The sequence below is a fragment of the Psychromonas sp. Urea-02u-13 genome (assembly GCF_002835995.1).
Classification (GTDB): Bacteria; Pseudomonadota; Gammaproteobacteria; order Enterobacterales; family Psychromonadaceae; genus Psychromonas.
This window is the reverse complement of sequence record NZ_PJBZ01000074.1, coordinates 22,245-39,492: the sequence shown is the minus strand read 5'-3', so window position 1 is coordinate 39,492 and position 17,248 is coordinate 22,245. Positions and strand designations below refer to the sequence as shown.

Annotated in this window: 14 protein-coding genes and 1 pseudogene; 9 read left to right on the top strand and 6 right to left on the bottom strand. The window is 38.6% G+C overall.

All coding sequences use genetic code 11. The features are described from left to right. Positions 1–194 precede the first annotated feature (194 nt). Entirely contained in the window at positions 195–1,661 is a 1,467-nt protein-coding gene (locus CXF74_RS14870; RefSeq protein WP_101083320.1) for an MATE family efflux transporter, read from the top strand. 385 nt (positions 1,662–2,046) lie between these two features. Here CXF74_RS14870 and CXF74_RS14865 read toward each other — a convergent pair whose 3' ends face one another. Beyond that, on the bottom strand, positions 2,047–2,652 hold the full coding sequence (locus CXF74_RS14865; RefSeq protein ID WP_101083319.1) for a GNAT family N-acetyltransferase: 606 nt from the start codon (positions 2,650–2,652) through the stop codon (positions 2,047–2,049). 409 nt (positions 2,653–3,061) lie between these two features. Between CXF74_RS14865 and CXF74_RS14860 the strand changes: the two genes are divergently transcribed. From CXF74_RS14860 to CXF74_RS14850, 3 genes and pseudogenes are all read left to right on the top strand, one after another. Next, positions 3,062–3,478: a CBS domain-containing protein gene (locus tag CXF74_RS14860; protein ID WP_101083318.1), complete on the top strand. Its 417-nt coding sequence runs from the start codon at positions 3,062–3,064 to the stop codon at positions 3,476–3,478. A 121-nt stretch (positions 3,479–3,599) separates the two neighbouring features. Continuing rightward, positions 3,600–3,701 (top strand): annotated as a pseudogene (locus CXF74_RS14855) (type IV pilin protein); the annotation flags it as partial. Positions 3,702–4,164: 463 nt separating this feature from the next. Beyond that, entirely contained in the window at positions 4,165–4,857 is a 693-nt protein-coding gene (locus CXF74_RS14850; protein WP_101083317.1) for a Tom37 metaxin N-terminal-like domain-containing protein, read from the top strand. Positions 4,858–4,880: 23 nt separating this feature from the next. Here CXF74_RS14850 and CXF74_RS14845 read toward each other — a convergent pair whose 3' ends face one another. The 3 genes from CXF74_RS14845 to rppH all read right to left on the bottom strand — a co-directional run bounded on the left by CXF74_RS14845 (position 4,881) and on the right by rppH (position 8,511). Then, entirely contained in the window at positions 4,881–5,570 is a 690-nt protein-coding gene (locus tag CXF74_RS14845) for a helix-turn-helix transcriptional regulator (protein WP_101083316.1), read from the bottom strand. Positions 5,571–5,681: 111 nt separating this feature from the next. Beyond that, entirely contained in the window at positions 5,682–7,949 is a 2,268-nt protein-coding gene (gene ptsP, locus CXF74_RS14840; RefSeq protein ID WP_101083315.1) for a phosphoenolpyruvate--protein phosphotransferase, read from the bottom strand. Between the two features lie 19 nt (positions 7,950–7,968). Beyond that, the gene (gene rppH / locus CXF74_RS14835) at positions 7,969–8,511 is read right to left on the bottom strand and encodes an RNA pyrophosphohydrolase (protein ID WP_101083314.1); all 543 of its coding nucleotides are present in this window, start codon (positions 8,509–8,511) and stop codon (positions 7,969–7,971) included. Positions 8,512–9,472: 961 nt separating this feature from the next. Here rppH and mutH point away from each other — a divergent pair. After that, positions 9,473–10,141 carry a DNA mismatch repair endonuclease MutH gene (mutH, locus tag CXF74_RS14830; protein WP_101083313.1) on the top strand — a complete coding sequence of 223 codons (669 nt, stop codon included), beginning with the start codon at positions 9,473–9,475 and terminating at the stop codon, positions 10,139–10,141. Between the two features lie 88 nt (positions 10,142–10,229). Beyond that, complete coding sequence (locus CXF74_RS14825; RefSeq protein WP_101083312.1) at positions 10,230–10,556, top strand: hypothetical protein; 327 nt, start codon at positions 10,230–10,232, stop codon at positions 10,554–10,556. Positions 10,557–10,628: 72 nt separating this feature from the next. Here CXF74_RS14825 and CXF74_RS14820 read toward each other — a convergent pair whose 3' ends face one another. Further along, positions 10,629–11,177, bottom strand: coding sequence for a DUF2301 domain-containing membrane protein (locus CXF74_RS14820; RefSeq protein ID WP_157822419.1), 549 nt, complete (start codon positions 11,175–11,177; stop codon positions 10,629–10,631). Positions 11,178–11,393: 216 nt separating this feature from the next. Here CXF74_RS14820 and uvrA point away from each other — a divergent pair, with 216 nt between their 5' ends. The 3 genes from uvrA to CXF74_RS14805 all read left to right on the top strand — a co-directional run bounded on the left by uvrA (position 11,394) and on the right by CXF74_RS14805 (position 16,689). Continuing rightward, on the top strand, positions 11,394–14,228 hold the full coding sequence (uvrA, locus tag CXF74_RS14815) for an excinuclease ABC subunit UvrA (RefSeq protein WP_101083310.1): 2,835 nt from the start codon (positions 11,394–11,396) through the stop codon (positions 14,226–14,228). A gap of 70 nt (positions 14,229–14,298) precedes the next feature. Continuing rightward, positions 14,299–16,020: a PglL family O-oligosaccharyltransferase gene (locus CXF74_RS14810; RefSeq protein WP_101083309.1), complete on the top strand. Its 1,722-nt coding sequence runs from the start codon at positions 14,299–14,301 to the stop codon at positions 16,018–16,020. Next, positions 16,021–16,689 (top strand): lytic transglycosylase domain-containing protein, encoded by a 669-nt coding sequence (locus CXF74_RS14805; protein WP_232772541.1) that lies wholly within the window; start codon positions 16,021–16,023, stop codon positions 16,687–16,689. A 28-nt stretch (positions 16,690–16,717) separates the two neighbouring features. Here the strand turns inward: CXF74_RS14805 and CXF74_RS14800 are convergent, their stop codons facing one another. Further along, positions 16,718–17,089, bottom strand: coding sequence for an RNA-binding S4 domain-containing protein (locus CXF74_RS14800; RefSeq protein ID WP_101083308.1), 372 nt, complete (start codon positions 17,087–17,089; stop codon positions 16,718–16,720). Positions 17,090–17,248 lie beyond the last annotated feature (159 nt).

Genomic DNA, 17,248 nt, shown 5'->3' with positions numbered 1-17,248 from the left:
GTTACAAATAGGGGCACTATGACCGCGATCTTATTATTAGTATTCCCATAAAATATCTTTTTGTTGATTGAATATAAAATGTAATGGCATATTCAACTAGAATAATTTAATCACTGCATTCAAAGCGATAACGCTATTGGGTTTATTCTCACACATGGCCTTTACACCTATTAACACATGGAATTTTCTGATTTATGACCAATAAAGCAAAAGGTAAATTTGTTAGCGGTAATATTTTCCAGCATATCGTTATTATGTCATCCACCAATGCGGTCGGCTTAACCGCACTCTTCCTAGTTGATCTCGCGGATCTCTTTTTTATTAGTTTATTGGGCGAAACAGAACTGGCAGCTGCAGTCGGTTACGCCGGCACTATCGCGTTCTTTACCACCTCTATTGGCATTGGTTTATCAATCTCAATGAGCGCATTAGTTTCACGTGCAATTGGCCAACAAAATAGAGAAAAAGCGCGTCGATTAGTGATTAACATTCTTGTTACCGGTTTTATTATCAGCAGTTTGGTCTCTGCACTTGCATGGTTTTATACACCTGAATTAGTGAGCTTAATTGGCGCTAAAGGCAGAACACATGACCTTGCTGTCGATTATTTACGTATTTTATTACCTTCATTACCCATTTTATCTATCGCAATGGGCGCCGGTGCAGCATTACGCTCAATAGGAGATGCTAAACGTGCCATGTATTCCACTCTCGCCGGTGGTGGTGTTAATGCGATATTAGATCCTCTGTTTATCTTTACCTTTTCATTAGGCTTGCACGGCGCAGCTATTGCTTCGGTTATCGCGCGCTTTGCCGTTGCTGGGGTTGCACTTTATGGTGTTGTGAATATCCACCAGCTACTCGGACGTTTTCGTTATAAAGATTGGCTTGCGGATCAAAAAGAGATATTTAAAGTCGCGATTCCCGCGATTACCACCAATATCGCCACCCCCGTTGGTAATGCCTATGTCACTATGATGATTGCTTCATATGGCGATAGTTACGTGGCCGGCTGGGCGGTTGTAGGACGCTTGCTTCCCGTCGCTTTTGGGATGATTTTTGCGATGTCTGGCGCAGTAGGCCCTATTATTGGGCAAAATTTTGGTGCTGGATTATATGACAGAGTACGTTTAACCCTAAAACATGCACTGCAATTCACAGGCTGTTATGTCGCCCTGATGGCATTGTTAATTTATCTATTGCAGGACTATCTAGTCACTGTTTTTGGCGCCCAAGGTGATGCTGCTGAGTTAATTCGCTTTTATTGCACTTGGTTATGTATGAGCTTTATCTTTAATGGCATTTTATTTATTTCCAACGCTGCCTTTAACAATCTTGGCTATCCAACAACCTCAACGATAATGAACATTGGTAAAGCAACGATCGGTACTATTCCTTTAGTGTATTTCGGTGGTTTATGGTTTGGTGCGATTGGCGTGATTGCAGGACAAGCTTTAGGGTCGGTTATATTTGGCGTGATTGCTTGGGTTTGGGCACAACGTATTTTGAAACGTTTAGGAGAAGAAAACCAAGCGCCAATAACCCTTGAAGAAAAATCGCTTAATTCCGCGTTACCGCTCACTCCTTTTTGCTCTAGTCGTGCTTACATGTGTGCTGACAGTGAAGAGTGCATGCTAGAGACTAAAGACAGTAAAAAATAATGCCTGAGCGCTGATTTTATTTAATCAGCGCTTGGTATGCCTCTAAGCACACCCTCTTATAAACAAGATTATATACCCATGCTACCTCAAGATGTAAAGTCAGCAAGGAAAATTGTGCTGATATACTAGGCATAAAATTGAAGCCTAGTCATTCTAAGTCGATATTTTATAACGACGTAGATTAGTACAAGTTACCTTGCCCTACGGGGCGCAAGCTCGAAAATCAGCCCAGCGTTACAACAATCGAAAAGTGAATAACAATAATGGATTAAAGTCTTTTTTTTAATCCTACCGTTAGAAGGTTCACGTAGTTAACGTTCGATAGGTTACCTCATGTTGTGCCTTGCTCTGGTTATCGAGCTTGTGCCTGACAAAACATCTTGAGCTAGCATGGGTATAAGCACATGCCATAACCGATAGAGTGTTCAAATTCGCAAATTACCTCAAAACCCATTTTTTCATAAAAAGAGATCGCGCCTGCATTATCACGTGATACCTCAAGATGAAGCCCCGCTACTGTTAGCGTTTTTAAGTTATCAATAAAGGCGTTAATGAGCTTTGCGCCTAAACCATGACCTTGGGTATTGCCTAATAAGTTAATATGTAAATGTGCAGGGTAATTAGCAAACTCAGGACGAGGCTGATAACCATCATGGATAAGTCTTAACAAACGATCATTTAATGGACTGATACTTTTACTCGCTAATGGATATTTCGTCCGTAACGTAGGAAACCACTGTTCTTCACACTGCAAAGAAAAAGATTGCGATGATTTACAGCCTACAATATAACCACAAACTTCATCGCCACGGCTTACCACCCAACAAACGTCAGACTCTAAAATGACATAAGGCACAGCATAAAAATCACCGATTAACTGCTGTTCTGTAAATAAGTGGCTGGCATCTTTCCCACCATCAGCCGTTTGCATACAAATTTTGTAAATAGAGGTCAGATCTGCGTCGCGATAAGGACGAATTTCAAAGGGCATATTACTTCCGAAGTTAGCGTGTTCAAATAGATGAAAAGAGAAAACATAATATGTAATTTAATTACATTAGCCTAATTTATATGTAACTACTCAGGCCGTCGCTATTTAAGCCAATTTCATCGTTAAAAAATGCTCATTTAAACGACTAAACTGCGCTTTTTCGCCTTGAACTAAGCATAAATAGCTTAGTCCTGAGCAGTTACTGTCTGTTTTTGTATAAAAAGCACACGTTTTAGCAGGGTATGAGTAGTTACATTTATATTAAACTACATCGTAAAAATTCTTCACTCCCAGACTATCCATAACAAAAACCTATTGGTTCGATAAATACAATCACTTTTACCTATGTAACTTTTTCTCATATGATTAAGCCATCACTCATACTGAGCAAAGCCAAAAGGGATAAATAATGATGAAACTACAAACAGTCCAGCAGATAATGCATAAACACCCTATTACAGTGCAATGCCAAACGCCATTAACTCAAATAATTGCAACCTTAATAGAGACACAACAATCACAGTTACCCGTTATCAATAAAAGTAATACCTTGATAGGCATGGTATCTCTCATTGATTGCCAAAAAGCGTTATTAAATAGTGCTTACCATTGCGACCAACCAGTGAATGTAAATGATGTGATGACAAAAGACTTTATTAACTTAACGGCTGACGAAGCGTTATCAGAAGTTGCGATTAAAACATTAACACGCACCGAAAATGTATTTCTTGTATTACAGGAAGAGAAGCTTATTGGTATTTTGAAGCGTGTTGATTTATTGGTAGAGTTAAATAATAACCTCGCGCTTTGTACACCTGCAAGGTAGATAATCTTCTACATTGATCGCTTAATAACTGTGCACTACACTTTATAGAAAAATATAAAGAGGGTGTGTATGTACCATACTTTCTGCGATCAATAAAAACAATAAAACCCAGCTTAAAAAAATTCATAAGGTAAAGCCTAAATTAACCGGGTTTACCTTAATTGAGCTGTTAATCGTGATTGCGATTATCGGCATACTCGCCTCAATTGCCATTCCCGCATACTAAAACTATGTTATGCGAGCGCGCTTAACAGAAACGGCTATGTAACTTGGCCATTTTGCCCGTGAGTTTAATATATGGCGCGCGCTTAATGGCAGTTACCCTAATGATAGCCATCTTATTTTACCCCTTGATGCCCCAGGCCTTGGCATTAACAATGGCTCTTGGACTGACACTACTGCACTAGGCGGAAACTGGAATTGGGAAGGACCCGATATTTACTCTTACGCAGGCATTGCGATTGATGGTTCCACTTCATCAGAAGATGATATCGCTCAGTTAGATTCCATATTAGATAACGGAGACTTATCAACGGGTAAGTTTCGAAAAACACCCAATGGCCGCTATACCTATATTTTAGATGAATAAATTTTGCCACTACTGACACACTGTTGTCAGTAGTGGGCAGATAAAGTGGGTTTATAGTTCTTACTAATGATTTATAAACAACCACTAAGGAAAGTTCATGCTAATTTTAAAGCAAACCACTGTTGAGTTTGATGGTATTAATGCCAGTCCATTTTGTGCAAAAGTAGAATTGTTTCTCAAGTATTATCAAATCCCCTTCAAAATTGAAGCTGCGCTTCCGATGCATGGGCCTTATAAGAAAATGCCTTTTATAGAGTATCAAAATGAAACAATTGGAGATTCTGAGTTTATTCTACAACGCCTCATTAAAGATTATAAAATTGAATTGGGTTTGACTCCGCCACAATTGGCACAGGGTAGAGCGTGGCAGTTATTACTTGAGCAACATTTATATTGGGTGATTGTTTATAATCGTTGGGTACCAGAAGATAGCTGGAAAAAATTAGAAGACGCTTTTTTTTCAGGCCTAAAATGGCCACTACGCCCTATTATTGCAAAACAGTCTCGTAAGCTCGCAATAAAGAACCTCTACGCTCAAGGAATAGGCCGTTTTTCATTAACACAAGTATTACACACGGGCCGAGAAGATTTAAAAGCCTTAAGTAATCACCTCACAGTCAATAAATACATTTGTGGCGATACCTTTAGTTACTTTGATTTAATTGCCTACGCCACACTAAAAAACATTAATAACCAACAGATGGAAATAGCACTAACCGCCGTTATTCAAGAGTTTCAAACGATCTTAGATTATCAACAACGTATTGAAGAAATAGTTAATAATCCCTAAGAAAAACTAAAAACAGCATAAAACTAACAAGTAGAATCAGAAGATTGTTGATCGACAAAGACCTGCAAGCAGATAGACTCAGTGGTTTGGAAAAGTTGCCCTGTTGCTTTGATGTGTTGCATTCTATCTAAACGAAAAGCGCGAAAATCTTGGCGCTTTTCACACCAACTAGCAAGTGTCCAAGCCTTACCCCAAAAAACCAAAGCTAAGGGCCAAATAATACGTTCACTGTAATTTTCATTTGCATCGCTGTATTTAATGGCCAGCACTTTTTGCAAATCAATCGCGTCACGACATACTGCCATTTTCTTTTTTTGTGGTTTGTCGATAAGCGCAAAGGGGGCATGCAATGTAATTTGATTAATGATCTTCTTTTTCTCGGCGGGTAAACTTGCTTGTACCTTTTTTAATAATGAGCTGGCAGCATCCGCTAAAAAATCATCAGCAGTCTGTTGCACTAACTTCGCGCCAAAAGATAAAGCCAAGATTTCCTCTTCGGTGAACATTAACGGTGGCATATCAAAGCTATCGTCTAACCAATAACCCACACCTGCTTCACTGATAATAGGAATACCTGACAGTGAAAGATCATTAACATGACGATAAATAGTGCGTACTGATAACCCTAATCGTTGCGCTAAATAAGCTGCTGTGGTTACTTTTCTACTGCGTAGAATTTCAACTATTTGAAATAAACGTTCCGTACGATTCATTAACTCTTCCGTGATTTATAAAAACGATTTTTGCTTAGCCCGACGGCATCTAAAAGTGGTAAAGCAGTGCCTTGGAAAGAATTAAGAAACAGCCTGACATTTTTTCTATTGTTATTTCCCGGCTCGGATAAAACCACCGAGCCCTTTTCTATCCATGTAGTTGATAAAAATAGTGCGTATTTCCACGCCACTGTTTGCTTGCAATGCCAGCTCGACACAGTTTTCTAATTCATGTTTTGGCACGGCATTAATTAAATACTTTACCTTACCCATATTGTTCGCATTCATGCTTAGTTTTTTATAACCCAGACCTAATAAAATCATTGCTCCGATTGGGTCACCTGCCAGCTCACCACAAATACTCACCTCGAGCTGATAACAACGAGCGTTATCTATAATTATTTTTAAACACTGTAAAACGGCAGGATGATAACTATCAAAGAGCGAAGAAACACGGCTGTTATTGCGATCGACCGCCAGTAAATATTGGATGAGATCGTTACTACCAATAGAGATAAAGTCGACCTGTTCTGCAAGTTGACGAATAATAAAGATCGAAGAAGGCACTTCAACCATGACACCTATATGGGGCATCGGGAATGCATTAGCCGTTAACATGAGCTCATACTTAACTTCATTCCAGGCTTGATGAATCAGTAGTTTTGCTTCCACAACTTCATTAATCGAGCTAATCATAGGCAGCATGATACGCAGGTTTTGCGTATGTAAATTGGCCTTTAACATGGCACGAATCTGTACTAATAATATTTCCGGGTGATCCAGCGTTAAGCGAATACCGCGCCAACCTAAAAAAGGATTATCTTCAATTATCGGAAAGTAACTAAGCTGTTTATCGCCACCAATATCAAGGGTGCGCATGGTAACCGGTAACGTTTGGTACTGCTCTAATAATGTTTGATAAACCCCCACCTGCTCTACCTCAGTAGGAAACGTATCGGTGAGCATAAAAGGTAATTCACTACGGTATAAACCGATGCCATCAAAGTGCCCAGCAACGGCGCCATGCTGATTGGCGTTAAGCCCAGTATTAAGCAGAATATCCACCTTAAAACCATCCTGGGTGATTGCTTCTTTATGCTCTCCCGATGCCACTAACGTCTTTAAGTCATTTTCTTCGTTCAATAATTGCTGGTAATGTTTTAATAATGAGGCATCAGGAAAAAGCACCATTGCCCCTGCATAACCATCAATAATGATTAACTGTTTATTTAAATCCGTTAATGAAAGTGACAATCCCATCACAGCAGGAACACCTAATGCACGCGCCAAAATAGCAACATGCGAGCTAATGCCACCATGAATAGAAACAATGCCAGATAATTTTTCTCTGGGCACACTCGCAATCATTGATAACGTAACTTCATTAGCGATTAAGATAAATTTATCCGGCAAGACAATATAATCATCAACCTGTTGTGTTAGGTGATATAAAAGTCGCTGTGCAACGTCACGAATATCAGACGCTCGCTCACTCAAATAGCTATCACTCATCGCTTCAAATTGCACAATGTAGTCGCTAGCAACCACCTTAATGGCACTGGAGGCACTTAAATGTTGCTCATTAATTTGAGCACGAATAGCGTTTAAAAAAGTTTTATCTTTTAATACATGTGAGTAAATATCAAAAAGAGCAAAGGCTTCTTTGGACAGTTGTTCTTTGAGGGTTAATGCCATGCTGGAAAATTCGTTACTGCATTTTTTTACCATCATCTCAAAGAGCAAAATATCTTTACTAATGGATTGGCTCTTCTCTATTTTTACTTCATCAAGGGTCAAAATAGACTGCACAACATGGGCAGGTGCAATCGCGATACCAGAGCTTGCCGGGCAACCTTGTAAGTGAAGCGCAGTGGCTAATGAATTATCAGAGATTTGTAAACGTAAACCCGAATTGCCCAAAACACTGGCTAAGTGCATGGCTAAAGTGACTAAAAAGGATTCTTCAAGCTCGCTAAAAAGGCGTGGTTTTTTCTGTTGGGCGACTAATACACCTAAGACTTGGCGCTTATGGATAATAGGCGTGCCTAAAAATGAATTAAAGCTATGTTCTTGGCTGCCTGGGAGGTATTTGTAGTGTGGATGTTCTGCGATATTAGCGAGGTTTAATGGTTCTCCTTTTTGGTGAACCAAACCAACAATACCTTCACCGAAGTTGAGATATTGTTGCGTATTACTCTTATTTAACAGCCCTTCAGTGGCCATTAAATTTAATTTTCTGGTGTTTTCATCGGTAATATAAATAGTGCAACAATCCACTTCCATCACAAGCTTGGTTTGTTGCACTAACGTGTCCATCGCGATTGTTAAGTTTTTTGCATCTCCAACCCGTTCCAAAATTTGGCGTAATTGACTTAACATGCACAATCCTCAAATGGGTTTACTTACTCTTGTAAGGTGAACGACGATGACGCTTGCTTCTTTTTTTCTCACTATTACTTTTCATTAATGAAAATGCTACGGCTGAAAACTCTTTTAATGCTTTACGGTAGACTTCCCGTTTAAATGACACCACCTGACGTACTGGATACCAATACGTCACCCAACGCCAATCATCAAACTCTGGATGTCCACAAGCTTCAAATTCAATTTGTGTATCATCACTTATCAATTGTAATAAAAACCAGCGTTGTTTCTGGCCAATACAAACAGGTTCAGGAGAATCCCAGCGCACTAAACGCTTCGGTAATTTATAGCGTAACCAAGAACGGCTCGTTGCTAATAACTTAACATGTTCGGGTTTCAGACCAACTTCTTCATATAACTCTCGATACATCGCCTGCTCAGGTGTTTCACCTTCTTTAATTCCCCCTTGAGGAAATTGCCAGGAGTGCTGCCCGTATCGTTTCGCCCACAAAACTTGACCGTTGTTATTACAAATGATGATACCTACATTTGGACGATAGCCGTCTGTATCTATCACTAAAAATACCTTTAAGGTTAGACCATTACCCTATATTTATTCTTTTTAGGTAAGGTTATAGGGGCCCAATAATGCCACGCTATATTAATATAATGTCGCATTCTTTCACAGAAACCGAGCACCATCAAATTGATAGTCATAAAAGTGTTATACCCACTATCATTCAAGATGCAAAAATCAGCAAGTTGTGAGGTAAACAGATTCTAGGCAGGGAGTTGAAGGTCTAACTTGTTCAATCGATATTTCCTAACAAATTGTTAAATGCTATATTTAATCAATGTCGATAGAAGGTTAACGAAGTTAACCTTTCGAAAGACAACGAAGGTGTTTTCCTCACAGCTTGCCCTACGGGTCACTAGCTCCTTTTTTGTAAGACCTTGGCAACTCAGCGTTGCAACATTCGACAAGGACTAGTGTTGTCATCATGTTGCGCCTTGCCTTGCCATCGTTCGATAAGAAGCGAGCTAGTGACAGAATAAAGCATATTGATTGAAAGTGGGTATAGATATCCACGAAAACTGTGCATAAGTTTGTGCATAAGGATCTATCTAGATAAATTAAGATCCTTTTAAAAATATGCAAGATCTTTATTTTTTTTGTTTAAGCAACTATAACTCTATTATTATCATGTAGTTATATAAATTTATTTTGTACTTTAAATTAAACACTGTACTTAGATCCAGTAATAATAACTCACACCCTAATGTGAATATCTTCGTAGTTCAAAAAATAAACATTTCAAATTCCACTGCTATTTTTTGCTTCATAATTAGACAAAAGTCTCATTTTTTAAAAAATATTGAAGATCTACGACTCAGCTTCTTGGTTAAATACAATGAAACAGAGTTACCCACAAAAAAAGTGGATAACTCTGTGCAAGCACCTTGATAAAACGATGAATAACCTTGAATAATTGTTAAACTAAGCTTAATAACTACCCATGACAACATAAGAGAACACCATGATCCCAACGCCTTTATCTAACAGTGAGTTATTACAGCTTTGTGAAAACATAGCTGGGCACTCATTACAGGAACTTGCTGAAACAGCCGGTATTGAAATGGCGAAAGATCTACGCACCAATAAAGGCTGGGTTGGACAGTTGATTGAATGGCACTTAGGCGCAACGGCGGGCAGTAAACCCGAGCAAGATTTTAAACATCTTGGTATTGAGCTAAAAACGATTCCTATTGACCAACAAGGGAAAGTATTAGAAACCACTTTTGTTTGCTCAACACCTATTTTAAATACGACAGGGCTAACTTGGAAAAATAGTAATATTTATAACAAGCTAAGTCAGGTTTTATGGGTGCCGGTACAAGGAGAACGATCTGTACCACTTGCCGATCGTATTGTTGGTAATGGCTTTTTATGGTCGGCTTCAGCCCAACAAGAACAACAATTAATGAACGATTGGAACGAGCTGATGGAGAAAATCGCGCTCGGGCAGATAGAATCAATTAGTGCACGTGATGGTGATGTTTTACAACTTCGCCCGAAGGCGGCTAATGGGCGAGTTTTAACGGATGCCTATGGGAAAAATGGCGATATTATTAAAGTACGGCCCCGTGGCTTTTATCTTAAAAAGAACTTTACTCAATCAATAATTTATCTGCAATTTGATATATAATATAAAAACATCAAATACGGCTAGAATTTAACCACTAGTTACAGTAAATTACAGTTATCATTGATATCAACTTTATGAGCCAATAAAAATGACAATTAAAAAGCAATACTTAAAATCTAAACCCGAAGTTAAAGTCACCTTTGAAATCGAGAAAAAAGACGCTGAAAACGTAACCAGCATCACCCTACTTTCAGAACATAATAAGTGGCAAGCGCTTGAACTAAAGCAACTGAAAAGTGGCAAGTTCAAATTAGTGGTTAATGTATCAACTGAAGCTTCAAAAAGTTTCCAATACATTTTCCAAACAACTAACAACAATAGTCAAACAACGATGTTATTACCTACTGATGCTGATTCCTATGTAGATAATGGCATGACTGATGGCGGTAAAAATGCAGTGTTACAAATAGCATAAATACCAATATCAATACGATAAATACGTAGATTGAAAGGATCATGCCTGCAATGGTTTAAAGCACAATCTACGTTAAACTTCATATTTACTGCGATCTCCAAAATCAAAATGAAGTGGCATTTTGATTTTTCGCCATGCCATATACAAATACAATGCCCCCGAAAACAACAAGCTGATAGCGGCCCATTGATTTAATGAGAAAATAATAAGAAACCATGAAAGAGTCAGTAAAATAGGAAGCGCTTTTAAAATCGTTAACGAAAAACAAAAACTTTCTTTATAGGCAAGGCCAGAGAAAGTAATAATAAATAGGCCTAGACTCAAATAAGCCCCCCACAGTCCAGTGATTATAAAACTAATGCTTAAAACCCAACATGCCAACCAACTCGCCATCACTAAAATCCAACGTATATTTTTGTTATAAATATGCAGTGAACTCGCCTGTAATATCGCACCTAGCGCAAGCAATATCAGTGCTTGCTTAAACCATAATGGATAAAATAACTGCTGCAGTGCTAGCGCAATCATTGCGACCCCACTGACCAACATACCGATGCGATAAAGCGTGATCGTCAGTTTATCAACCAGCGCTAATGTTTCTTTAATATTAGGATCTGCCATTTTTCCTCTCCCACACTCTTTCAATGTAATAAAAGTATTGACCATTAGAGGCCATCTTACTCTAGAAAAATGAAATAACTTCATAAAGCCAATGTCATTAGTTTTTTATCAAAAATAAAACGCGATATCTAAAATAGAGGTTAAAAAACAGACGTTGAGCAGAGCCTTGTAATTCATGTATACTGTGTGAATTAACAGTGTTATTAGGTAATAAAAATGAGCAATATTGAAATTCGTGGCGCAAAAACACATAACTTAAAAAATATCGATCTCACTATTCCAAGAGACAAGTTGGTTGTTATCACAGGTCTTTCAGGATCGGGTAAGTCTTCACTTGCCTTTGATACCTTATATGCCGAAGGCCAACGTCGTTATGTTGAATCACTTTCAGCTTATGCGCGCCAATTTTTATCACTGATGGAAAAACCCGATGTAGAGCATATTGAAGGGTTATCACCCGCTATCTCTATTGAGCAAAAATCGACCTCTCATAACCCACGCTCAACCGTCGGTACTATCACAGAGATTTATGATTACCTGCGTTTATTATTTGCGCGTATCGGTGACCCACGTTGCCCTGAACACGATGTCACACTGAATGCACAAACTGTTAGCCAGATGGTCGATGCTATTTTAGAAAATCCCGAAGGTAGCAAAATGATGCTACTTGCGCCTATCGTAAAAGAGCGTAAAGGCGAACATGTTAAAATATTTGAAAGTCTGGCTGCCCAAGGTTTTTTACGTGCACGAATTGATGGCGATATTTGCGACCTAAGCGATCCACCAACACTTGAACTACATAAAAAACATACTATCGAAGTGGTGGTTGATCGTTTCAAAGTACGTGATGATATTAAGCAGCGCTTAGCTGAATCCGTAGAAACAACGCTTAACTTAAGTAATGGTTCACTGGTTGTTGCTTTTATGGAAGGAAAACAACAAGAACAGTTGTTCTCTGCCAATTTCTCTTGTCCACAATGTGGTTACAGCATCAATGAATTAGAGCCGCGTATATTCTCCTTTAATAACCCCGCAGGCGCTTGTGAAACCTGTGATGGTTTAGGTATTGAACAATACTTTGACCCGAAATTGGCAGTCACCGATAAAAAATTAAGCCTTGCCGATGGTGCAATTGCTGGCTGGAGTAAAAAATCAAATTATTACTTCCAACTACTTACTGCTGTTGCTGAGCATTACGGGTTTTCTGTCGATGTTCCCTTTTCAACGCTGAATGCAAAACAACAAAAGCAAGTGCTCTACGGAAGTGGTAACGAGAAGATCTCATTTATCTATTTTAATGATCGTGGCGATAGCATGACCCGTTCACATGCCTTTGAAGGGGTTATTCCTAATCGCGCGCGTCGCTATAAAGAAACCGACTCAAGTGCCATGCGTGAATACCTTGAAAAATATATGAACCGCCAACCTTGTACAAGTTGTAACGGCTCACGCCTTAAAGAATCATCAAGTCACGTATTTATTAATGACGTTAATCTACCTTACATTTCACAGTTATCGATTGTTGAAGCAGAATCTTTCTTCAAAAATATCAAACTGGAAGGACAAAAAGCCAAAATAGCAGAGAAGATCTTAAAAGAGATCATCGAGCGATTAAGTTTCTTGGTCAATGTAGGCCTTAATTACTTAAGTTTAGAACGCAGTGCAGAAACGCTATCAGGTGGCGAAGCACAACGTATTCGTCTAGCAAGCCAAATTGGCGCAGGATTAATGGGTGTTATGTATGTTTTAGACGAACCCTCTATAGGCCTGCATCAGCGCGATAATGAGCGCTTACTTAAAACACTAACTCACCTGCGTGATCTAGGTAATACAGTGATTGTGGTTGAGCATGATGAAGATGCGATACGTCAAGCGGACCATATTATTGATATCGGGCCCGGTGCTGGTATTCACGGTGGTCATGTTATTGCCCAAGGTGATTACAAAACAATTTTAAAAGCCAAAAACTCATTAACCGCTGATTATTTAAGTGGCCGTAAAAGCATAGCTATTCCAAGCGAACGCACCAAATTAACCGACAAATGGCTCAAACTTGAAGGTGCAACGGGTAATAATTTAAAAGCAGTTAATTTAGAGATACCGATCGGTGTACTAACCTGTGTAACTGGCGTATCAGGATCAGGAAAATCAACACTGATCAACGATACGTTATTCCCGTTAGCACAAACTAAGCTGAATAAAGCGACCACCAATATTGCATCACCTTATAAAAAAATGGCCGGATTATCTCACCTAGACAAAGTGGTCGATATCAACCAAAGCCCGATAGGCCGTACACCACGATCTAATCCCGCGACCTACACGGGTATTTTCACCCCTATCAGAGAATTGTTTGCAGCCACACCTGAATCACGTGCGCGCGGCTACAAACCTGGTCGCTTTAGCTTTAATGTCAAAGGTGGACGCTGTGAAGCCTGTCAAGGTGATGGCATGATAAAAGTGGAAATGCACTTCCTGCCTGATGTTTATGTGCCTTGTGATACCTGTAAAGGTAAACGTTATAACCGCGAAACATTATCAGTAAAATATAAAGGAAAAAATATTCATGAAACGCTCGATATGACCGTTGAAGATGCCTTTAAATTCTTTGAAGTGGTGCCTGTTATCGCACGGAAATTAAAAACATTAATGGATGTAGGGCTTTCTTATATTCGTCTTGGACAAGCAGCAACGACACTTTCTGGTGGTGAAGCGCAACGTGTTAAGCTAGCAAAAGAATTATCAAAACGTGATACAGGTAAAACCCTCTATATTCTTGACGAACCAACGACGGGATTACACTTCCACGATATTGCTCAGTTACTCAAAGTCATTCATACTCTGCGCGATCATGGCAATACGATTGTTATCATCGAACATAACTTAGATGTTATTAAAACAGCGGATTGGATTGTCGATCTTGGCCCCGAAGGTGGTAATGGTGGCGGTGAAATAATTGCCGCGGGTCGTCCCGAAGAAGTGGTTAAAGTGAAAGGCAGTTACACGGGTCAATTCTTAAAAACACTATTAGATAAACACTCAAATAAATAGTAAATAAAAAATTTCAGAGATAGTTATTATCTCTGAGATTAATAAGAATAATAATGGAATTTAAAACTAGATGGACATTCAGAAAAAACTAAATAGCATTTTCCTCATTGTATTTGCTCTTTTAATGGGCTTAGGTGCACACTACTTTCAACATAACCAAGGTGGCAGTGGCTTAGAATTAGCGCAAAACAATGTAGTGTGGGTATTCTTTTCTGCTTTGATTGGTCTCGGTTTATGGAAAATTACAGAAGCAAAAAAAATATTTTATTCCCGTTTTACACTTGTTTTTCTTATCGCTTTTTTATTGTTTTTAATCCCTCTTTTTTATTCAAATAATATCTTAGCAGAGCAGAGCTATACGCGTTTAATCGGTTTGTTCGCCGGTTTTTTACTGTTTGTTAGTTTGCAACAGATGCGCTTCAGCGCCACTTTTATTCAACGCCTTTTATTACTCATCGTACTAGCAGGTTTTTTGCAGGCTTGTTATAGCTTAATGCAAGACTACCTATTACCCGCCGATAATATCTTTGGATATAACATCGGTTATGGTCGCCCTTACGGTATTTTCCAGCAGCCTAATGTTTTAGCTTCTTTCATGGCAACGACGCTTATTTTAGCGGGTTATCTGTTACAGAAAATAGACTGTAAAAGAACACAAATATTCTTGTTAATGACAGTCTTGTTAAACATGTGGGTGATTACAGTTACAGTCTCACGAACAGGTTATTTAGGCGTTATTATAGCGCTATTATTACTCTCACCTTGGTCCTATGAGCAGCATAAAAAACGTTTTGCTATCTTTGTATTAACACTATTAGTTGCTATCGGTTTAGCCTCTCTAAAAGGTGATGATTTTTTAGCAAAACGTAATATTGATAATATAAAAGAGGGTGGTGTACGCGTTGAGATGTATTCTCATAGTTGGGAGATGATTCAAGAAGAACCGCTATTAGGTTATGGATATGGGAGTTTTGAAAAAAGCTACCTTATCACCCATGCACAGCGCGTTAAAAATGGCGAACTGCCAGCATCAGGCTTGCACTTAACACACCCACACAATGATACACTTTTCTGGGCAGTTGAAGGTGGTGTCGTGCCATTATTCGCCATACTCTTCTTAGTCGTAAACTTCTTACTGCTATTAAAAGCCTTTAAATTATCCCATGCACTCGCGCTGATGGCGTTGGTTATTCCCATCGCATTACATACACAAACTGAATATCCGTTGTATCATTCGGCCCTACACTGGTTAGTTTTGATTGTATTAGTTTTTTATATTGATAATGAATCAGAAAAAATTGAACAACAGCAATTTAGACCTACCTTTGCATTACGTGTCTTTGCTTTATTAATCCCCCTTTTCTGCACCATTTTTATGCTTTCTAATCTTTATACTATCTCTAAAATCACTGAATATGAACGCAGTAAAAATCCTGATATCAAATTACTACTGGATATCGTTAACCCCTTAGTTTTTCAAGATCGCTTTGATTTTCATCTTAGTTATTTCCGCTTATCGATTGCAGTGCAAAATAATAATCAACAAGAAATTCAAGCTGTGGTTGATTGGACAGAACAAGCGATAGAAAAAACGCCAAAATCCTTCTTTTATATTATCCTTTATATAGCTTACAAACATAATAACCAGCTAGCAGAAGCACAGCAGTTACTTGAGTATGCGCGCTACCTTTATCCGAAAGATAAACAATTAGCGAATATTGATAAACCAGCGATTTCTCAAACAGAAAAAACAACCAGTAAGACACAATCCTCCGCTCAAGCCATGGATTAAATGATGCAAAATTTGAATAGGGTGAAAAAGTTACACTTTTATAAAATAGTAAAAATAATCCCTGCTTTACTGGTCGGTTTTCTGCTGAGCAATAAAGTGTCGGCGGATATTTATATCTATATTGATAAAAATGGCGATCAGCATTTTGCAGAGCGTAAAGTTGATGAAAACTACCGCCTATTATTGCGTAGCGAAACCAATAAAGCCCCAGCTACATTTAAAAATTGGAAAGAGAAAAGTTATAGCAAGGCAGGTGTACCACGTAATAAAACCTTGCAACAAAAATACCACCCAATTGTTGTCAAGGCGGCTCACAAATACCAATTAGAGCCAGAATTTTTGCACGCTGTTATTACTGCAGAATCCAGTTATAGACGCAAAGCGGTCTCTTCTGCGGGCGCAAAAGGGCTAATGCAACTGATGCCGGTAACCGCAAAACGCTTTGGTGTTGATGATCCCTTTGACCCTAAGCAAAGTATTCATGCGGGTGCACTTTATCTTAAAAAATTACTCAAAGAGTTTAAAACCAAGCGCTTAGCATTAGCGGCATACAATGCAGGGGAAGGAGCGGTAAGACGTTATAATCGAGAGATCCCCCCTTACCCTGAGACACAAAAATATGTGAAAAAGGTAATGGGGTTTTATTGGCATTACAAAGACAATATGTAATTAAAAGGTGGCGTAGCTAAAGGTGTAGTTAAAAACTAATGGCGCGACGTGGCTTTTTCGCCTTAGGTTTTGTTTTGCTTTTTTCTTTAGTTGGCTCTTTAACGGTCAACTCTTCGCTCACTTCAGATTTACTATCTTCAACAAATTCATAATCCTGCGTTTCACCGGTAATCGCAATTTGTAGGTATTGTTCATTAAAATAAATTAAATCACCCGCATATATTTTTTTACGTTTTTGCGTTTCCACTTCACCATTAAGCGAAACATAACCTTCTGAAATGGCAAGTTTAGCTTCACCGCCACCCGAGACTAAGTTAGCAATTTTTAGTATCTTATAAAGCGCTGTTGGTTCTTCACGTATTTCAATCAGTGTGGCGTAAATTTCTTCTTCATCGGACATATTTAATTCTCATTATGTTAGCTGACTTTATTACAGCGCTAATCTGATTATATGACAAGTGCCTAGTACGAAGCTATTTATGTTTTGGGTAAAAAAAAAGCGCCATTTAGTATTTTTTAAATACTAAATGGCGCTTTTCCGGTATACAAATTCATTTAC